Below are 19,439 nucleotides of genomic sequence, written 5' to 3' on the forward strand. Positions count from 1 at the left end.
GGCAAAACTGTAAATCCTGCTTTCCACCCCTCCACGTCGTGTTTTCTGGACAGTCATCACAGTTCTTCGATACTCAACATGAGGTTACCGTCAGAAGGATAGCTGTCATGCAAACCGCGTATTCCGTTGCTGATTACCTGCTGGACAGACTGGCAGGGTGTGGTGTTGGCCATCTTTTTGGTGTGCCGGGCGATTATAATTTGCAGTTTCTTGACCACGTGATTGACCACCCCGACGTGCGTTGGGTTGGCTGCGCAAACGAATTAAATGCGGCTTATGCGGCGGATGGCTATGCCCGGGTCGCCGGGGCAGGGGCGCTTCTCACCACCTTTGGCGTCGGGGAGTTAAGCGCCATTAATGGAATCGCAGGCAGTTACGCAGAATATGTACCCGTGCTGCAGATAGTGGGCGCGCCGTGCAGCGGCGCCCAGCGGCGTGGGGAGCTGATGCATCACACCCTGGGCGACGGCGATTTTCTGCATTTTTATCGCATGCATCAAGCGGTAACGGCGGCCAGCGCGGTGCTTGATGCGCAAAACGCCTGCTATGAAATTGATCGCGTGCTACGGGTCATGTTAACCGAACGTCGGCCAGGGTATCTGATGTTGCCTGCCGATGTCGCCAAACAGCCCGCCACGCCCCCACAGGACAGACTGATTATTCCTCTGAGTGAATCGGAAAGTAGCGTCGTTGCTGCGTTTCGTTATCAGGCCCGTGAGCGCTTGTTGGACAGCTCGCGCGTGGCGTTGCTGGCGGATTTTCTTGCGCAGCGCTTTGGTTTGCAGCCTGTTTTGCAGCGCTGGATGGCAGAAACGCCAATGGCTCATGCCACACTGTTAATGGGTAAAGGGCTTTTTGATGAACGTCATCCTGCGTTTGTTGGCACCTACAGCGCGGGGGCCAGCAGTGAATATGTGCGCCGGGCGATAGAAGATGCCGACACCGTTTTTTGCGTGGGTACCTGTTTTGTCGACACGCTAACCGCCGGTTTTACACAATGCTTGCCGCAGGAGCGCACGATTGAGGTTCAACCGCATGCTTCACGTGTGGGAAGCCAGTGGTTTAACATCCCGATGGAGCAGGCGGTTACCACGCTACGGGAGTTGTGCCTGGAGCTGTCGTTTTCTCTGCCGCCAGAACGCCCGCCTGTCGGGCGACGTCAGGTTGAAAAGGGGCCACTGACACAGGAAAACTTCTGGCATACGGTGCAGCAATACCTGGCGCCTGACGACATTATCCTCGTCGATCAGGGGACCGCGGCATTTGGCGCCGCTACGCTCTCGTTACCTTCCGGGGCGGAAGTACTGGTACAGCCGCTGTGGGGATCGATTGGTTATTCCTTACCCGCCGCACTGGGAGCGCAAACGGCATACCCGGATCGGCGGGTGATCCTGATTATTGGCGATGGTGCTGCCCAGCTTACCATTCAGGAATTGGGTACGATGCTCAGAGACAGACAAACGCCGGTTATTTTGCTGCTCAATAATGACGGCTATACCGTGGAGCGGGCTATTCACGGGGCAAACCAGCGTTATAACGACATTGCCGGATGGAACTGGACGCAGGTGCCACAGGCGCTGAGCCGCGAGTGTCAGGCGGAGTGCTGGTGCGTGACGCAGGCTGTACAGCTGGAGGAAGTTCTGGCCCGGCTGGCGTGCCCGCAGCGGCTTTCGTTAATTGAAGTGATGTTGCCAAAAGTCGATCTGCCTGAGCTTCTGCGCACGGTGACCCGTGCGCTGGAATCCCGTAACGGGGGATAGTTATTGATCGGGGCGGTTGGCGATCATCATTGGTTTGCCTGCCAACAGCAGCCAGGCGGGAAGCATGACGATGCACAGCAGAGGCAGCAGGTTGGCGTCGGGGACCACTACAGCCGCCATAAACAGGCTTAGCCAGGCGTCGCGGGTGACAACCAGCACCAGTCCCAGAATGGCACAGGAGACGGTGATTGCTGCCGGAACCGCTTCGACATGGGCATGCAGCATCAATCCCAGTGCCACGCCAACGAATACCGCCGGGAAAATACGTCCTCCACGAAAACCACTGGCGGCAGCAATCACTAACGCCGCCAGTTTGATCACCGCGAGCATGAAATAGTCTGATGCCCCCAGCGTTTGGCTAAACGCCATTTGCTGCATCTCATCCAGCCCTTTAAACAGGGTAAGTGGTCCCCCAATAATGCCCAGAATCCCAAGCAGAAAGCCGCCGACGCCGAGGATCAATACCGGGTGTTTCAGGCGATGAATCAACTGATGTAAACGGGGTAAACACCACACCGCCACCATGCCTGCCGCAATGGCAATGGCGGCAACCACCGCGCCGCTAAAAATATCGGTCAGCTGTAGCTGAGTATATTGGGCGATGGGCAATGAAAAATGCGGATGAAAGAACAGGTCAGTCGTCAGTGCACCGGCAGCAGCAGCCAGTAGTGGTGCAAACAGGCGATCCCATAGCGGCACATCGTTGGAGCCATTCAGCGTTTGTGAAAATATCAGTGCCGCGGCGACAGGCGTACCAAATAGCGCTCCGATGGTGCCCGCAGAGGCGAGAATGGTCCAGTCCAGCTTATTAATTCGAGGGAACAGACGCACGCCAATCGCCGCCGCCAGCGCGATATTCACGGTCATTATTGGGTGTTCAGGCCCCAAACTGACGCCGCCGGCCAGGCCGAGGATCAGCGCAGCCAGGAGGCCCGGCAGTGCTGACGTGGGGACCGGCATTCCGATTAGCGGTTCACAGGCTGGGTCCGGTCCCGCATGACCGTGGCTGTAGCGAATGACGAGTCCGACCAGTATCCCGGTCAGCGTGAGCATACCGATTATCCACAGCGAAGAGTCATGAGCAATGCCGATGCTGGTGGGCAGGCGCTCCCATAAAAATTGCTGTAAAACGGCGGCCACTTTCATGACGATGATCAGCACCAGGCTTGAGGCAACGCCAATGATCAGTGCGGGAGTGGATAACAACAGCATCGTTCTGGCTCGCGGATGGAGCATTTTCTATTCCCTCAAATAGAGTCATAAGCATAGTTTGCACAGCCTGCCTGCTGACATCGCTGCAAATGGTGCTGAAACGATAAAGTAATTCTGTGATCTAGGTCGATATTTTACCGGCATCAACCTTCAGGCCGTTGTTGTTATGCCCCCATGAATTTACAGTGTGGCAAAGATTTATTCTGACTTTAGCGGAGCAGTAGAAGAATGACAAAATATGCTTTAGTAGGTGATGTTGGCGGCACCAACGCGCGTCTTGCTCTGTGCGACATTGCCAGCGGTGAAATTTCGCAGGCTAAGACCTATTCAGGACTGGATTACCCCAGCCTTGAGGCCGTGGTTCGCGTGTACCTGGATGAGCATAGCGTCAGCGTCGAAGACGGGTGTATTGCGATTGCCTGTCCGATTACCGGCGACTGGGTGGCAATGACCAACCATACCTGGGCGTTTTCTATTGCTGAAATGAAAAAGAATCTCGGTTTTAGCCATCTGGAAATCATCAATGATTTCACCGCCGTGTCGATGGCGATCCCGATGCTGAAAAAAGAGCATTTGATCCAATTTGGTGGCACGGAGCCGGTAGAAGGTAAACCGATTGCCGTGTACGGTGCGGGAACCGGTTTAGGCGTAGCGCATCTGGTGCACGTCGATAAGCGCTGGGTGAGCCTGCCGGGAGAGGGCGGCCATGTAGATTTTGCGCCTAACAGCGAAGAAGAGGCGATTATTCTTGAAGTCCTGCGCGCTGAGATTGGCCATGTTTCTGCAGAACGCGTGCTGTCCGGTCCGGGGCTGGTGAACCTGTACCGCGCTATCGTCAAATCCGACGGACGTCTGCCGGAAAACCTGCAGCCGAAGGATATCACCGAACGTGCGCTGGCAGACTCGTGCACTGACTGTCGTCGGGCGCTGTCGCTGTTTTGCGTGATCATGGGACGCTTTGGTGGCGATCTGGCGTTAACGCTGGGGACCTTTGGCGGTGTTTATATTGCCGGCGGGATTGTGCCGCGCTTCCTTGAATTCTTTAAAGCATCGGGTTTCCGCGGTGGCTTTGAAGATAAAGGTCGTTTTAAAGCCTACGTACAGGATATTCCGGTGTATTTGATTGTGCATGATAACCCAGGCCTGCTGGGCTCCGGTGCGCATCTGCGCCAGACGCTGGGGCATATTCTGTAATTGTTTCACGACAAGATTCCGAAACCGCGTTATTTACGCGGTTTTTTTTCGTCTGCTATTCCCCTTTCCGACACACATCACATTTCCGCATTGCGGAATTATTTGTCCAGTAAAAGCATTATTTATCTGGTAACGGTCATTGCTTTCCTGCAGCCATAATTTCACTCGTTAACTATTACGAGGAATCTGTTATGAGCAAAAAACTGATTGCAGTCTGTGCGTGCCCTATGGGCCTGGCCCACACCTTTATGGCCGCTCAGGCGCTGGAAGAGGCGGCAGTTGAAGCCGGCTATGAAGTGAAAATTGAAACCCAGGGCGCAGACGGTATTCAAAACCGCCTGACGCCGCAAGATATCGCGGAGGCGACGTTAATTATCCATTCTGTTGCCGTCACCCCGGAAGATAACGAACGTTTTGAAACGCGCGATGTGTACGAAATTACGTTGCAGGACGCAATAAAAAATGCTGCTGGCATCATTAAAGAGATCGAAGAGATGGTTGCCGCAGAACAACAATAATTGTCTACAGGGAAACACGTATGGCCATTAAAAAACGCAGTGCAACCGTTGTGCCTGGCGCATCAGGTGCGGCAGCGGCAATAAAAAATCCCCAGGTCTCCCGCAATAGCTTTTGGGGCGAACTCCCGCAGCACGTGATGTCGGGTATTTCGCGCATGGTTCCGACGTTAATCATGGGCGGGGTGATCCTCGCCTTCTCGCAACTGATCGCCTACAGCTGGCTCAAGATTCCCGCTGACACCAGCATTATGGATGCGCTAAATAGTGGGAAATTCGATGGCTTTAATCTCTCTCTACTGAAGTTTGCCTGGTTGTCGCAATCCTTTGGTGGCGTGCTGTTTGGTTTTGCGATTCCGATGTTTGCTGCGTTTGTGGCTAACTCTATCGGCGGTAAGCTGGCGTTTCCTGCTGGATTTATCGGTGGGTTGATGTCTACCCAGCCGACTCAGATACTGAATTTCGACCCCACTACTCTACAGTGGGCAACCAGTGCTCCCGTCCCGTCAACTTTTATTGGTGCACTGATTATCTCGATTGTCGCCGGATATCTGGTGAAGTGGATGAACCAAAAAATCCAGTTACCGGATTTCCTGCTGGCGTTCAAAACCACTTTTTTACTGCCCATCCTCTCCGCTATTTTTGTCATGCTGGCAATGTATTACGTGATCACCCCGTTTGGTGGCTGGATCAACGGCGGCATTCGTACTCTGCTGACGGCAGCCGGAGAGAAAGGCACACTGATGTATGCCATGGGGATCGCGGCGGCAACGGCGATTGACCTCGGCGGTCCTATCAATAAGGCCGCAGGATTTGTTGCCTTCAGCTTTACGACAGACCATGTTTTGCCAGTGACGGCGCGTTCTATTGCGATTGTTATTCCGCCGATTGGCCTTGGGCTTGCCACGTTGATTGACCGTCGTTTAACCGGTCATCGCCTGTTCAGTGCCCAGCTTTACCCGCAAGGGAAAACGGCGATGTTCCTTGCGTTTATGGGCATCAGTGAAGGGGCAATTCCCTTTGCGCTGGAAAGCCCGATTACGGCTATCCCTTCGTATATGGTTGGGGCGATTGTGGGTTCGACAGCCGCTGTCTGGTTGGGCGCGGTGCAGTGGTTCCCCGAGTCGGCTATCTGGGCGTGGCCGTTGGTCACCAATCTCGGCGTCTATATCGCGGGGATTGTGTTGGGAGCGGTGATTACGGCGCTGATGGTGGTGTTCCTGCGCCACATGATGTACCGCAAAGGCAAACTGCTGATTGAAAGCCTCTGAGTATAAGGATTGTTACCATGAGCTTACTGATCTCACTGCGGGAATGGCTAACGGCGCAGCACCTCGATGCGGTACTGCTTTCATCACGACAGAATAAACAGCCGCATCTGGGGCTCTCCAGCAGTTCCGGGTTTGTGTTTGTCAGTCATAAAAGTGCGCATATCCTGGTCGACTCGCGTTACTACACGGATGTCGAAACGCGCACGCGTGGCTACCAGATCCATTTACTCGATGCGACGCAGACGCTGTATTCGTGCATAAATCACATTATTGATGACGAAAAGCTGTCCGCGGTGGGATTTGAAGGCGAGCAGGTGAGCTGGGAAACGGCGAACAGGTGGTCAGACAAACTGCATGCCCGGTTGGTGAGTGCTGTACCGGATGTGCTCCGGCAGGTAAAAACTGCGCAGGAAATTACTTGTATCCGCGAAGCCTGCCGGGTTGCCGATCTCAGCGCTGAGCACATTCGTCGTTTTATTCAGCCGGGTCTTAGTGAACGTGAGATAGCTGCTGAGCTGGAGTGGTTTATGCGCAGGCAGGGTGCGGAAAAAGCCTCTTTTGACACCATTGTCGCCAGCGGCTGGCGCGGCGCGCTGCCGCACGGGAAAGCCAGTGACAAGCGTGTCGAGGCGGGTGAGTTTATCACGCTGGATTTTGGCGCACAGTGTCAGGGATATTGTTCGGATATGACGCGAACGTTTTGGATCTCTGATGCAGGAGCGGCAGAAGAAAGCGTGCTGTTTTCCGTTTATCAGACGGTTCTTGCGGCGCAGCGTGCGGCAGTGGCAGCAATTCGCCCTGGCCGGCCTTGCCATGAGGTAGATGCCGCGGCCCGCCAGGTCATTGCCGACGCTGGCTATGGTGATTGCTTTGGCCATAACACCGGACACGCTATCGGCATTGAAGTGCATGAAAACCCAAGATTCTCCCCAACCGATACCACCGAACTGATGGCGGGTATGCTGCTGACCGTCGAACCGGGGATTTATTTGCCGGGGCTGGGGGGCGTGCGTATTGAGGACGTGGTGTTAGTCACACCAGACGGTAGTGAAGTGCTCTACAACATGCCGAAAACATTGTTACACACGGGAGAAGCGTAATGGATTTATCGCTACTGAAAGCCCTGAGCGAGGCGGATGCGATCGCCGCATCAGAACACGAGGTTCGTCAGATCTTACTCAAAGAGGCGGATCGCCTGCATAAAGAGGTGCGCTTCGATGGTCTGGGATCGGTACTGATCCGCCTCAATGAATCAACGGGTCCGAAGGTGATGATCTGCGCCCATATGGATGAAGTGGGATTTATCGTACGCAGTATCTCCAGCGAAGGGGCGATTGATGTCTTGCCGGTGGGCAATGTGCGGATGGCGGCCAGACAGTTGCAGCCGGTTCGTATCACCACGCGGGAAGAGAGCAAAATCCCCGGGCTGCTTGACGGGGAGCGCAACGGCAGTGACGTTAGCGCATTGCGGGTCGATATGGGCGCACGTTCTTATGACGAGGTGATTCAGGCTGGTGTTCGCCCGGGCGATCGCGTCACCTTCGACACGACTTTTCAGGTTTTGCCGCATCAGCGTGTGATGGGCAAGGCCTTTGATGACCGACTCGGGTGCTATTTGCTGATAGCTCTGCTGCGTGAATGGCATAGCGCTGAACTGCCTTGTGAGGTCTGGCTGGTGGCCAGTTCCAGTGAAGAGGTCGGGCTGCGTGGAGGGCAAACGGCAGCGCGGGCGGTAGCGCCTGATATAGCGATTGTGCTGGATACCGCCTGTTGGGCAAAAAACTTTGACTATGGCGCGGCGAACCACCGACAGCTCGGTAAAGGCCCGATGCTGGTGTTGAGCGATAAGTCGCTTATTGCCCCACCAAAATTAACAGCATGGATCGAAAACATTGCCGCTGAGGCGGGGATACCGCTACAGCTGGATATGTTCAGCAACGGTGGCACCGACGGCGGGGCGGTGCATGTCAGCGGCACGGGCATCCCGACGGTGGTGCTGGGGCCCGCCACCCGCCATGGGCACTGCGCGGCGTCGATTGCTGACTGTCGTGACATCAGCCAGACACAGCAACTGCTGTCGGCTCTTATTTCACATCTTACGTGCGAAACCGTTGTTCATCTGACGGATTTCAGGTGCTGATTTCGCGCTAACCAGGAGTTGTTATGCTTACGATTCAATTTCTTTGCCCGCTGCCCAATGGCCTGCATGCGCGCCCTGCGTGGGAGCTGAAAGAACAGTGCAGTCAGTGGCAAAGTGAGGTGACGTTTATCAATCATCGGCAGAACTCGCGGGCCGATGCGAAAAGTTCGCTGGCGCTGATCGGCACAGGAACGCTGTTTAATGACAGTTGTAGTTTAACCCTGATCGGTAGCGATGAAGAACCGGCCAGACGTGCGCTGGAATCCTATCTCCAGCACCGGTTTATCGACAGCGACAGCGTTCAGCCCACGCCTGCAGAGCTGGCGGCACATCCGCTGCCGCGATCGCTGATACGCCTTAACCCGGATTTGCTGTATGGCAACGTGCTGGCGGGCGGCGTAGGTGCAGGTATGCTGACGCTATGGCAGAGTGATAACCTGGAAAGCTATCGCGTTATTGCGGTGAGTGCGGAGGATAACACCCGGCTGGAGCACAGCCTGGCGACGCTGGCGGAACAGCTTAATCAGCAACTGCGTGAACGTGACGGTGAGAGCAAAACTATCCTGAGTGCGCACCTGTCGTTGATTCAGGACGATGAGTTTGCGGGTAACATTCGCCGCTTAATGCTCGAGCAGCATCTGGGATTGGGCGCGGCGATTATCGCTAATATGCAGCAGGTATGTGAAAAACTGTCAGCTTCCGGGAGCGACTATCTGCGTGAGCGAGTCAGTGATATTCGTGATATCAGCGAGCAGTTGCTGCACATCACCTGGCCTGAAAGACGACCACGTAATGCATTGGTGTTGGACAAACCGACTATTCTGGTTGCCGAAGACCTTACCCCTAGCCAGTTTTTAAGCCTTAATTTACAACATCTGTCCGGGATGATCCTCGAGAAGACCGGGCGTACATCGCATACTCTGATCCTGGCGCGCGCATCGGCGATCCCGGTGCTCAGCAGTCTGCCCGTGGAGGCCATTAGTCGGTATGTCGGGCAGCAGGCAGTGTTGGACGCCCGCTGCGGCGTACTGGCGATCAATCCTAATGATGGCGTGCGTGGATATTATGGCATTGCACAAAAGCTTGCCGACGAATGCCAGCAGCGACAGGCGCTTGATGCCGCACAGCCTGCACTGACGCGCGATGGTCAGCGAATCGACGTTGCGGCAAACATTGGCACCGCGCTGGAAGCCCCCGGGGCTTTTGCCAACGGTGCTGAAGGTATTGGTCTGTTTCGTACCGAAATGCTGTTTATGGACCGGGACAGCGCTCCTGATGAGCAGGAACAGTTTGAAGCCTACCAGCAGGTACTGCTGGCCGCTGGCGACAAACCGGTTATCTTTCGTACCATGGATATTGGCGGTGATAAAAGTATCCCTTACCTCAATATTCCGCAGGAAGAGAATCCGTTTCTCGGCTATCGCGCGGTGCGTATCTATCCTGAATTTGCCGGACTTTTTCGCACGCAACTCCGGGCCATTTTACGCGCGGCGACCTTCGGTAACGCACAGCTGATGATCCCGATGGTGCACAGCCTTGACCAGATCCTGTGGGTAAAAAGCGAACTGCAAAAAGCGATGGCTGAGCTGAAAGCGGACGGTTTACGCCATGCCTCAGCCATCCCACTGGGGATTATGGTGGAAGTGCCGTCGGTGTGTTACATCATCGATCATTTTTGTGAGGAAGTGGATTTCTTCAGCATTGGTTCAAACGATATGACCCAATACCTGTACGCGGTCGATCGTAATAATCCGCGTGTTTCGCCGCTGTACAATCCGATTACCCCTTCGTTTCTGCGTATGTTGCAGCAGATAGTCCGGGTGGCGCATGATCGCGGTAAATGGGTTGGCATCTGCGGTGAACTGGGCGGGGAGAGTCGTTATTTGCCGCTGCTGGTAGGCTTAGGGCTTGACGAGTTAAGTATGAGCAGCCCGCGGGTTCCGGCGTTGAAAAGTCAGCTCCGTCAACTGGATAGTCAGGCATGTCGGGAACTCGCGCTACAGGCCTGCGAATGTCGCAGCGCGCAGGAAATAGAAGCGTTATTGAACCAGTTTACACCGCAAAAAGACGTCCGTCCGTTGCTGGCACTGGAGAACATCTTTGTTGGCGAACATCTTAGCAACAAAGAGCAGGTGATCCAGTTCCTGTGCGGCAATCTTGGCGTGAATGGACGAACTGAACATCCGTTTGAACTGGAAGAGGATGTCTGGCAGCGGGAGGAAATTGTCACTACCGCCGTCGGGTTTGGCGTGGCTATTCCGCACACGAAATCTCAGTGGATCCGCCATTCCAGCATCAGCATAGCCCGGCTTGCCGGGCCGGTTGACTGGCAGTCAGAAATGGGTGAAGTTGAACTGGTCATTATGCTGACGCTGGGCGCGGATGAAGGTATTAACCATGTGAAAGTCTTTTCGCAGCTGGCGCGTAAGCTGGTGAATAAATCGTTCCGCCAGTCATTGTTTGCCGCTGAAAATGCCGAAAGTATTCTGGCGCTGCTGGAGACAGAATTAACGTTTTGAGTCTGCGTGGCAGGCCGGATGATGACGTATCTGCGTCTGGTCCGGCCTGGCTGCTTTAACCGACAACTTTATCCAAAATTATCTTTATCATCTTTTGTTCAAAACATTCTGCGTGCAGGTATCTTTCCTCTCTGTATTTTTTATCCGTACCCAGGTAGGGTTGATGCAAAGAACATTCTGGGGGTGTGCACGAGATGAGAGTATTAATAACGTCAATAGGTTCAGGATATGCAAAAAAAAGTGGTCCATGGCGATAATTATGCTTAATTTGCCATTCCGCCAGGTCATCAATAAAACAATCCGCTTCTGGTGTTTGCATCAAACTGGCTTGTTCTCTGCCCAATATAATAAAAGCCATATTGTATAAGCCATGTGCATATGACCAGAACATTTTATGGAGCTTAGTGATCCCCGGCTCCCTCAATGCAGATACGCTTTTACAATATAAATCGAGTTGCGTGCCTGCTTCTGTCACATCCTCTTCAAGGAGTGCTATCAGATAGCGGAGGGTACACACGTCGGCCGACGCTTGCTTCGTTGCCAGAACCTTTTGTGCTCTTTTTCTGGCATCGGCTTTAAAGTCAGCACGTTGGTACCATAGCGCCATCATTAAATTAGTCATCGCGATAGCAACGGGGTGTCCGTTATCACTCATACCTAATTTTTCAGGTAATAACAGCGGAACGCGATCGAACAGACCTGCTGCAAGCACATCCAGGGTTGTCCATATATTAATACAGTGGTCACAACCTGAATCCACACCCAGTGTTGCATGTTTAATCATGGCTGATTGCAGCAGAGATGAGTGTAGGATTTCCATATTATTTGACTGTATCGCGGTTTTAAATCCTAACAAATCCGGAATACGTTTCATGCGTAACATAAAAAGCCATGAGCTTATCTGCTCTTGAAGCGAATAACCTTGGTGACATTGCTTATGAGTATCCAGACATTCAGCTAAATAGTCATCCTGACTTATCCATACCAGGGCATTTTTCTCTGCTTCTTTGGCGTATTCGCGTTGATATGCACGTTGATATTTCCCGCTCAGCTTCGCCATGACATCACCTGTAAAAAATAGAGTAACCACCAATATACTACAAACAAAGGACAGCCATCATTGGGCAATGGGATCTACTGAAAGCGAGCGCTGTACTCTCCCGGCGTCAGGCCGAACTGGCGGCGGAAAAGGCGACAAAAATAGTCACTGTCCTGATATCCGCATCGCTGTGCTACTTCGCTCATTGGCAGATGATATTTTTGTAAGATAATGCGTGCTTTCGCCATTCTGACCCAGCGGACATACTCAACAAACCCCATCGTGCCGTGTTGGGTAAACAGTTTTGATAAGTGGTTTGGCGTGATGTTGAAAAACTGCGCCACGTTTTCGCGAGTCAGCGGTTGGGCATAGTTGTCCTGTACCCAATTGCACATGCTGTGATAGATAAATTCAGCGCGCGGGCGCAGCGTTTCAGGTCGGGTATTGACCACGCTGCGGCACAGATGTAGCAGGCTGAGTACGAGTGGCTGAATGATACTTTGAGCGTGAGGAGAGCGGCTCAAGTGAGTCAATGCCGTAAGCATCGCTTCGCCTTCACCCCTCTGCGGATGCGGCAATTCAATACGGCGAACGGGGCGCAAAAGGGATGCTGTACGGTTGTCGTAAAACGACAGGCCCAGCCAGGCCGGTGAGAATACCAAACTCAACAACATTACCGGTTTGTCGCTACCGGGAAGATTCGCCGCTCTCGCCGGAATAAACAGTATTTCGCCTTCTGGCAGACTGTGCTGAGATTTCTCCAGCTTATTGCTGTACTCCCCGCGCAGCACGATTTCGAGGCGCGGGAGGTCAATACATAAACTGCCAGTCGGTAAATTGGCTGGCTGAGTGGCAAACCACACGCGGCCCAGGCGCTGTGGGTTTAACACCAGGCCGCTGAACAGATCGGCAAAAAACTGTTGGTCTGCGGGCAAGCCTGACTCTTTCATCACTCTTTCTCTGTGGAATAAGCGCTATAAATGCATTAACTGCCTGAACTCTTTCACTTTACTCCGACTGACCGGAATTTCAAATTCCAGGTCTTTTAAGCGCAGAATGTAGGTGTTATTGAACCATGGTTCGATTTCACGGATTTTATTCAGATTCACGCAGAACGAACGGTGACAGCGGAAGAAATGTGAAGCCGGCAGTTTGCTGCAAAATTCGCTGATGTTCATCGGCATGACGTACGATTCCCGTCGTGTGTAGACAAACGTCATCTTTTCATGTGCTTCAGCGTAGTAGATATCGTTGATCGGAGTCACGATGATTCGCTCATCTTTGATCAGATTGATGGTGTCATTCTCACGCGTGATGGGGGTTATGTGTGGGGTTCCCGTTTGTTGTTGCTGCCAGGCTGCTTCCAGCTTTTGCAGCATTCCGACAATCCGTGACTCCTGGTACGGCTTCAGAATGTAGTCAAACGCTTCGAGTTCAAACGCCTCAACAGCGTGTTCTTTCCATGCAGTAATAAACACAATAAAGGGTTTATGCGCGAACTGGCTGATGTTTTGCGCCAGTAATACGCCGTCCAGCGAGGGAATATTAATATCGAGAAAAATGGCGTCGACGCGGTTGTGCTGCAGAAATTTTAGCACGTCCAGACCGTCGTCAAACGTGCCGACAATCTCCATCTGGCTGTGTTCTTTTATCAGCCAGCTCAGTTCCTGTTGGGCCAGGAATTCATCTTCAACAATGATGACTTTCAAAACTTCACTCCTGGTTAAAGCAATAAGGTCGCCGGTGCGGCAGCGGGGGAGTGCTGATTGGGCACATAAAACGCAATCTCGGTGCCAGGTTCCAGGCGGCGGATATGCAGCCCTTCGCCGTAGAGCAGCTTCACACGATGATGCACGTTCAACAGGCCGATTTTATTGCCCGGCATTTCGTTGGACTCGACCCGCTCAATGACTTTTGGATCGATACCGTGACCGGTATCCCTGACGGCGATGCGTACCCGGTTACCGCACTCTGCGACGCTGATAGTGACCACGCCTTTTCCTTTGCACGACTGGATACCGTGAACGATGGCGTTTTCTACCAGCGGCTGAATCAGCAGGCTGGGAATATAGCAGCTTACCTCTTCATCAATATCATAAATAACCGTTAGCTTATCGCCAAAGCGAGCCTGTTCAATGGCGATGTAGTCCTTAATTTGATACAGCTCTTTCTTAATATCGATCTGCTCATCGTCTTTCAATTCAATATTATAGCGAAGATAACGCGACAAATTAAAAATCAGCTGGCGGGCGGTATCTGGGTTAAGCCTGACCGATGACGAAATAGCGTTTAGCGCATTAAACAGAAAATGGGGATTGATTTTACTTTGCAGAGCACGTAGCTCTGCCTTATTTGCCATCTCCCGCAGTTGCTCTGCACGGGAAACCTCAAGCTGTGTAGAGATAATCTGCGACAAACCGATCGCCATTTCCTGTAACGAGGAGGTGATCTGATGGGCGTGACAGTAGTAGATTTTCAGCGTGCCGGTCACGACGCCTTTCTCCCAGAGCGGGATCACCAGCATGGAGTGTATTTCCGGAGTTCGATGCGCTTCATCATTGTTTTTTATTATTATTTTGCCGTGATTGATGGCTTCCTGCGTAGTGGGGCTGACGAAGTCATCGTTATTGCGATAGTTGAGTTCCCCGACGCCAACATAGGCCAGAACGTGCTGGGTATTGGTGATGGCAACCGCATCTGCGTGAATGTCATGGCGAATAATTTCGCATACCTGACGTAACGACTCGCTGTTGACCTGGCGAAAGAGCGGCAGGGTTTTGTTGGCAATATCCAGTGCCAGCTTGGCCTGCCTGGCGGCGCTGGCCTCTTTCTCTCCTTCGACGCTTTGTACCAGCATCACAATAAAGCCAATACAGACGCTGCCGAGGATCATCGGGATACCGATTTTTGAGACAATATCCAGCCCCAGTTCGGTGGTGGGGGCCCAGGCGACCACCAGAATCATGGTCAACGTTTCGCACAGCATCCCACCTAAAATACCGGCACGCCAGTGCTGTGCTTTGGGGATTTTACGGTTGATCCAGCCGGCAATACAGCCCGCCAAAATACTGGTGATAAAGCACGGCAGGGCGGTGACGCCGCCAATGTCGATCAGATAGCGGTGGATACCTGCGATGATGCCGGTAATGATGCCAACCCACGGACCGAACAGGATCCCCCCCGACATCACCGCAATAATACGCACGTTTACCAGAGAACCTTCGACCGGTACTCCGGACCAGGTACTGAACAGGGCAAACAGAGAGAAAATGGCCGTTACGGCGAGCAGTTCCTTCGGGGAGTGGGCTGACTTGTGCAACAGTTCTCGAAACAAGCGGATACGAATCAGAAAAAACAGGCAGAACAGCATCAGCGCTGCCCGATCAAAGACCGCCAGCAGCATATTGAATATTTCGTGCACGGGTGACTCTTGCGAATAGATTAAACCTCTATGATAGGTAACCTGAGCAAGGATGACCAGCATCCCCATTGCGCCGGGCTAATGAGGAAAAACCATATAATTAAAAGGGGATTGTAAAGGAAAAGTGTGTTTCTCCGAATTTTCCAGGATTGATTGATTTTCAGAGTAAAATTTATGACTTCAATATGTTAATGAATGGTGATTTTTGCAGGCCACGTAAAATGTTTATTTCCCTGTTTATTTTTATTGATCCTCTTTTAGAGCAGGAGAAAATATTTTGCGTTGCCTCTCGACAGAAGGAATTTATTCAGGCTATTTTCTAAACGTGCCACCATCGTGGCAGCGTCGCTCGGACGGTCCGGGCGCTAACGTGAATCTGAGGATACTATGGCTGACTCCCGCCCTGAACGTCGCTTTACGCGTATTGATCGTCTTCCCCCTTATGTTTTTAACATCACTGCTGAACTGAAGATGGCTGCGCGTCGGCGCGGCGAAGATATTATCGATTTCAGCATGGGGAACCCGGATGGGGCTACGCCTCCTCACATTGTCGAAAAACTGTGTACCGTGGCCCAGCGCCCGGATACCCACGGTTATTCAACCTCTCGCGGTATTCCGCGTCTGCGTCGGGCGATTTCCCGCTGGTATCAGGACCGTTATGATGTCGAGATCGACCCTGAATCCGAAGCCATTGTGACCATCGGATCTAAAGAGGGGCTGGCGCATCTGATGCTGGCTACGCTCGATCACGGTGACACGGTCCTCGTGCCTAACCCAAGTTACCCTATTCATATTTACGGTGCGGTGATCGCCGGGGCACAGGTGCGTTCTGTACCGCTGGTGGAAGGGGTCGACTTCTTTAATGAGCTGGAGCGGGCGATCCGTGAAAGCTACCCGAAACCAAAGATGATGATCTTAGGTTTCCCATCCAATCCTACCGCGCAGTGCGTTGAGCTGGAATTCTTTGAGAAAGTGGTCGCGCTGGCTAAACGCTACGACGTGCTGGTGGTTCACGACCTCGCCTATGCCGATATCGTCTACGATGGCTGGAAAGCGCCGTCGATCATGCAGGTGCCTGGCGCCCGCGATGTGGCGGTTGAATTCTTTACGCTGTCGAAAAGCTATAACATGGCGGGATGGCGTATTGGTTTTATGGTGGGTAACAAAACGCTGGTTAATGCGCTGGCGCGGATTAAGAGCTACCACGATTACGGAACCTTTACACCGTTGCAGGTTGCGGCCATTGCCGCACTGGAAGGCGATCAGCAGTGCGTACGGGATATCGCAGAGCAGTATAAGCGTCGACGCGATGTGCTGGTTAAAGGGCTGCATGAAGCGGGCTGGATGGTAGAGATGCCAAAGGCGTCGATGTATGTCTGGGCAAAAATTCCTGAGCAGTATGCTGCAATGGGCTCGCTTGAGTTTGCTAAAAAAATGCTGAATGACGCGAAGGTCTGTGTGTCACCGGGGGTGGGTTTTGGTGATTATGGCGATACCCACGTGCGCTTTGCGTTAATTGAGAACCTTGACCGTATTCGCCAGGCGATCCGAGGAATTAAAGCCATGTTCCGTGCAGATGGTTTGCTGCCCTCCAGCACGAAATCAGCCTCTGAAAGCGCCGATTAACCAAACGGTTAACCCACAAAAGCAAACAGGAGCCTGAGGGCTCCTGTTTTTTGCTGCATCTTTTAATTTAGATCATCAGGGCAAATGTACCGGCCCAAACGATGACCATAAATGAAATGCCCATAAAGAAATATTTCACTTTTCATCACTCCGCGTATTAAAGCACGCCTAAATGAACATACACTTACCTGATAGAGAGCTGACGCCAGCGTCAACGAAAGGGAGAATACCCCGCGTTTGTTTCGCTGCATCATCTCAGAATTCTGAGCTGTAATGCTCCAGACGGCGCTAATGTACGCCTAAAAATGAAGCGAGACAAGAGGCATTTTTTTATTTAATTTTAATAACTTACATGTGTCGTGAATCGGCGACAGTTTGATTTCCTTCAGCAATGAATCGCCACTGAGCGACGCGCTGATTACTCAGAGAATTCTCATATCACCATGCTCATAATGCGGCTAATTTTGCGCAAAAATTGATAATGAAAAGGTTAAAAATGACCAGATTAATGATGTTAGCACTCGTTCTTACCCCACTGACGTCGATGGCGGCAGCTCCGCAGGCGTTGAATTTCAGCTGTGCAAGTATTGGTGGTGTGAATAGTGATGGTAAAGGTAATGTCTGGATTGATGGAGAGAAAGCCACCGTTAAGACATTCAACGAAAATTACTGGGAAGCGAAAAGCGGTAAAAATACCGTTTCTATTTCCCGTAATGATGACGGTAGCCCGGCCGTTTCCTGGACTGGCCCTAATCGTAAGCACGGGATTTGCCAGCCTGACGATGAGAAGAGCTATGCGCCGGCGAAAAAATCGGTGAATGTTGGCCCGTCTTTCTCCTGTGCCGCGGTCGACAAGGGAAGTATGGAGGACATTATTTGTCAGAGCCCGTCACTTTCCGCAATGGACTTGAAACTGAATGGCATCTACAAGCAGGCGTTGGTGAAATCAAACAATGATTCGACGCTGAAAGCCGAGCAGCGCGGTTGGATCAAAGGCCGCAACGAGTGCTGGAAAGAGCAGGATAAGCCAGCCTGTCTTTCCCGCGAATACAGTCAACGGATGACTGAACTACAGAACAAATGGGGCATTAAGTAATTCAGCCGCAGAAAAAAGAAAGGCCATCTGGCCTTTCTTTTTACGTATATAACGAGGCTTCACCCATCGGGCGGGTTTTGAAACGACGATGGATCCAGAGATACTGCTCGGGTGCACGCATAATCTCTTTTTCAATTATTTTGTTCATATAAGCCGCAGCCAGGCCCTCATCAGTTGGGTAACCTTCCATCTCCGGCGTGATAAACAGACGGTAGCCAGAATTGTCCGTTTTTCTCACCATGGTGACGGTCAACATTGCAGCACCTGATAAACGTGACAGTACGTAGGTACCATTGGTTGTCGCGACGTCCTTGACGGCGAAAAAGGGTGCAAACGAACTGCCTTTGCGGCCATAGTCCTGATCGGGAGCAAACCATACGGCTTCCCCTTTTTTCAGGGCGCCGACAATGCCACGCAGGTTATTTCTGCCGATCATGGCTTTGTTTGAGCGCATCCGACCACGGGTCTGGATCCACTCCATTAACTTATTGTTATGCGGGCGGTAGGTTGCCATCATGGGTTGGCAAAGCCCCATCACGCGGCCCCCCAACTCCAGAGACATAAAGTGTACGCCTACTACCATCACGCCGCGGTTTTGCGACTGTGCACGCTTCAGGTTGTCGAGACCTTCGACGTCAAACCATTTACGCACGCGACGGTCAGGCCAGAACCAGGCCATGCCGGTTTCAAGCAGCGCCATGCCAAGAGAACGAAAGTTTTCTTCGACCAGTCTGTCCCGTTCTGCCTGTGGCAGATTCGGGAAGCACAGTTCGAGGTTTTTACGGGCAATAGATTCACGACGTTTTAAAAACGGGCGAGCAAGCGTTCCGGTACGCGTACCCAAAAAGCACAATACGGGGTAGGGGAGTTGCACCAAGAGCCAGAGCACACCGACACCAAACCATGTGAGCCAGTAGCGCGGATGCAAAAACGCGCGTGAAAATTTACATTGGGGGAACATAAGCACCTGTTGTTGATACTAATAAGATGTATCGCGAAGATTCTTTGTCGACAGCGTTACACTCTGATACTGATCGTTAGGCCACCATGAAGGACAATGGTTCCTGTAAAGAGTGTAAAACTTAGTCAGGACAAAACCACGGGGGGACATGAATGATCGGGCTTATACTTTACCACCTGGAGATTAATGTCAGCCAGAGATAAATCCTCAATAAGCGTAAATGTTTATGCGGGAGAGAAACTGAAATAGGGAGAGGGGTATAACCTGTTGTTTTTGTGCTGGTTAACTGTCCATCGAATGTCGAGGTTCGCCGCCATAGTCGTATTTATTGTAACAAAAATGTTGCCTGGATTGTCTGTGTATAGGAATTGTCTTAGACTATAAATTCAAGGAGTGTAAGGACTTACATGACGTTTTACGGCAGACAGGAGGTACCGCGATGCTCTATTTCTGGACCTTTCTCATATTGAGCATTCTGTGCGTTAGTTGCTATATCTGGCAGGTTTTGGGCGCGTTAGCATCAATCAGTTCTTTAATCGGCATGGCTATCCTGGCGGCATTAATTTACTTCACTACTCTGTGGCTGACTCATGGTGATGAAATGGTCACGGGAATATTTCTTTTTCTGGCTCCGACCTGTGGGCTGATCATCCGCTTTATGGTCGGTGACGAGAAGCATTAAAAC

17 protein-coding genes are annotated in these 19,439 nt (G+C 52.2%); 10 read left to right on the top strand and 7 right to left on the bottom strand.

From position 1 onward, the window contains the following. The first annotated feature begins 107 nt into the window (after positions 1-107). Entirely contained in the window at positions 108-1,760 is a 1,653-nt protein-coding gene (locus FDW98_RS08260) for an alpha-keto acid decarboxylase family protein (RefSeq protein WP_096756275.1), read from the top strand. On the opposite strand, the gene FDW98_RS08265 is transcribed toward FDW98_RS08260, so the two are convergent. After that, positions 1,761-2,996 carry an ion channel protein gene (locus FDW98_RS08265; RefSeq protein WP_096756276.1) on the bottom strand — a complete coding sequence of 412 codons (1,236 nt, stop codon included), beginning with the start codon at positions 2,994-2,996 and terminating at the stop codon, positions 1,761-1,763. Positions 2,997-3,200: 204 nt separating this feature from the next. Between FDW98_RS08265 and glk the strand changes: the two genes are divergently transcribed. The 6 genes from glk to ptsP all read left to right on the top strand — a co-directional run bounded on the left by glk (position 3,201) and on the right by ptsP (position 10,611). After that, on the top strand, positions 3,201-4,166 hold the full coding sequence (gene glk / locus FDW98_RS08270; protein ID WP_096756277.1) for a glucokinase: 966 nt from the start codon (positions 3,201-3,203) through the stop codon (positions 4,164-4,166). A 191-nt stretch (positions 4,167-4,357) separates the two neighbouring features. Continuing rightward, positions 4,358-4,684, top strand: a complete 327-nt coding sequence (locus FDW98_RS08275; protein WP_096756278.1) for a PTS fructose transporter subunit IIB — start codon at positions 4,358-4,360, stop codon at positions 4,682-4,684. 20 nt (positions 4,685-4,704) lie between these two features. Further along, positions 4,705-5,952, top strand: a complete 1,248-nt coding sequence (locus tag FDW98_RS08280) for a PTS fructose transporter subunit IIC (RefSeq protein WP_096756279.1) — start codon at positions 4,705-4,707, stop codon at positions 5,950-5,952. Positions 5,953-5,969: 17 nt separating this feature from the next. Then, positions 5,970-7,052, top strand: a complete 1,083-nt coding sequence (ypdF, locus tag FDW98_RS08285) for an aminopeptidase (protein ID WP_096756280.1) — start codon at positions 5,970-5,972, stop codon at positions 7,050-7,052. Beyond that, on the top strand, positions 7,052-8,092 hold the full coding sequence (gene ypdE / locus FDW98_RS08290) for an aminopeptidase (protein ID WP_096756281.1): 1,041 nt from the start codon (positions 7,052-7,054) through the stop codon (positions 8,090-8,092). Before ypdF ends, ypdE begins: the two co-directional genes overlap by 1 nt. A gap of 23 nt (positions 8,093-8,115) precedes the next feature. Next, positions 8,116-10,611, top strand: coding sequence for a phosphoenolpyruvate--protein phosphotransferase (ptsP, locus tag FDW98_RS08295; RefSeq protein ID WP_096756282.1), 2,496 nt, complete (start codon positions 8,116-8,118; stop codon positions 10,609-10,611). Positions 10,612-10,666: 55 nt separating this feature from the next. On the opposite strand, the gene FDW98_RS08300 is transcribed toward ptsP, so the two are convergent. From FDW98_RS08300 to FDW98_RS08315, 4 genes are all read right to left on the bottom strand, one after another. Continuing rightward, on the bottom strand, positions 10,667-11,671 hold the full coding sequence (locus FDW98_RS08300) for a hypothetical protein (protein WP_096756283.1): 1,005 nt from the start codon (positions 11,669-11,671) through the stop codon (positions 10,667-10,669). Between the two features lie 74 nt (positions 11,672-11,745). Beyond that, positions 11,746-12,600: an AraC family transcriptional regulator gene (locus tag FDW98_RS08305; protein WP_096756284.1), complete on the bottom strand. Its 855-nt coding sequence runs from the start codon at positions 12,598-12,600 to the stop codon at positions 11,746-11,748. Between the two features lie 24 nt (positions 12,601-12,624). Continuing rightward, complete coding sequence (gene ypdB, locus FDW98_RS08310) at positions 12,625-13,359, bottom strand: two-component system response regulator YpdB (protein ID WP_096756285.1); 735 nt, start codon at positions 13,357-13,359, stop codon at positions 12,625-12,627. A gap of 14 nt (positions 13,360-13,373) precedes the next feature. Next, entirely contained in the window at positions 13,374-15,071 is a 1,698-nt protein-coding gene (locus FDW98_RS08315) for a sensor histidine kinase (RefSeq protein WP_096759361.1), read from the bottom strand. Between the two features lie 387 nt (positions 15,072-15,458). Here FDW98_RS08315 and alaC point away from each other — a divergent pair, with 387 nt between their 5' ends. After that, positions 15,459-16,697 (top strand): alanine transaminase, encoded by a 1,239-nt coding sequence (gene alaC / locus FDW98_RS08320; RefSeq protein WP_096756286.1) that lies wholly within the window; start codon positions 15,459-15,461, stop codon positions 16,695-16,697. 67 nt (positions 16,698-16,764) lie between these two features. Here alaC and ypdK read toward each other — a convergent pair whose 3' ends face one another. Then, the gene (gene ypdK, locus FDW98_RS08325) at positions 16,765-16,836 is read right to left on the bottom strand and encodes a membrane protein YpdK (protein ID WP_010723117.1); all 72 of its coding nucleotides are present in this window, start codon (positions 16,834-16,836) and stop codon (positions 16,765-16,767) included. 342 nt (positions 16,837-17,178) lie between these two features. On the opposite strand from ypdK, the gene FDW98_RS08330 reads away from it, so the two are divergent. Beyond that, positions 17,179-17,793, top strand: coding sequence for a lysozyme inhibitor LprI family protein (locus FDW98_RS08330; protein WP_096756287.1), 615 nt, complete (start codon positions 17,179-17,181; stop codon positions 17,791-17,793). Between the two features lie 40 nt (positions 17,794-17,833). Here FDW98_RS08330 and lpxP read toward each other — a convergent pair whose 3' ends face one another. Continuing rightward, positions 17,834-18,754, bottom strand: a complete 921-nt coding sequence (gene lpxP, locus FDW98_RS08335) for a kdo(2)-lipid IV(A) palmitoleoyltransferase (RefSeq protein ID WP_096756288.1) — start codon at positions 18,752-18,754, stop codon at positions 17,834-17,836. 439 nt (positions 18,755-19,193) lie between these two features. On the opposite strand from lpxP, the gene FDW98_RS08340 reads away from it, so the two are divergent. Then, complete coding sequence (locus FDW98_RS08340; RefSeq protein ID WP_096756289.1) at positions 19,194-19,436, top strand: YfdY family protein; 243 nt, start codon at positions 19,194-19,196, stop codon at positions 19,434-19,436. Positions 19,437-19,439: the final 3 nt, after the last annotated feature.

The organism is Citrobacter sp. wls711 (genome assembly GCF_005281055.1).
Taxonomy (GTDB): domain Bacteria; phylum Pseudomonadota; class Gammaproteobacteria; order Enterobacterales; family Enterobacteriaceae; genus Citrobacter; species Citrobacter gillenii.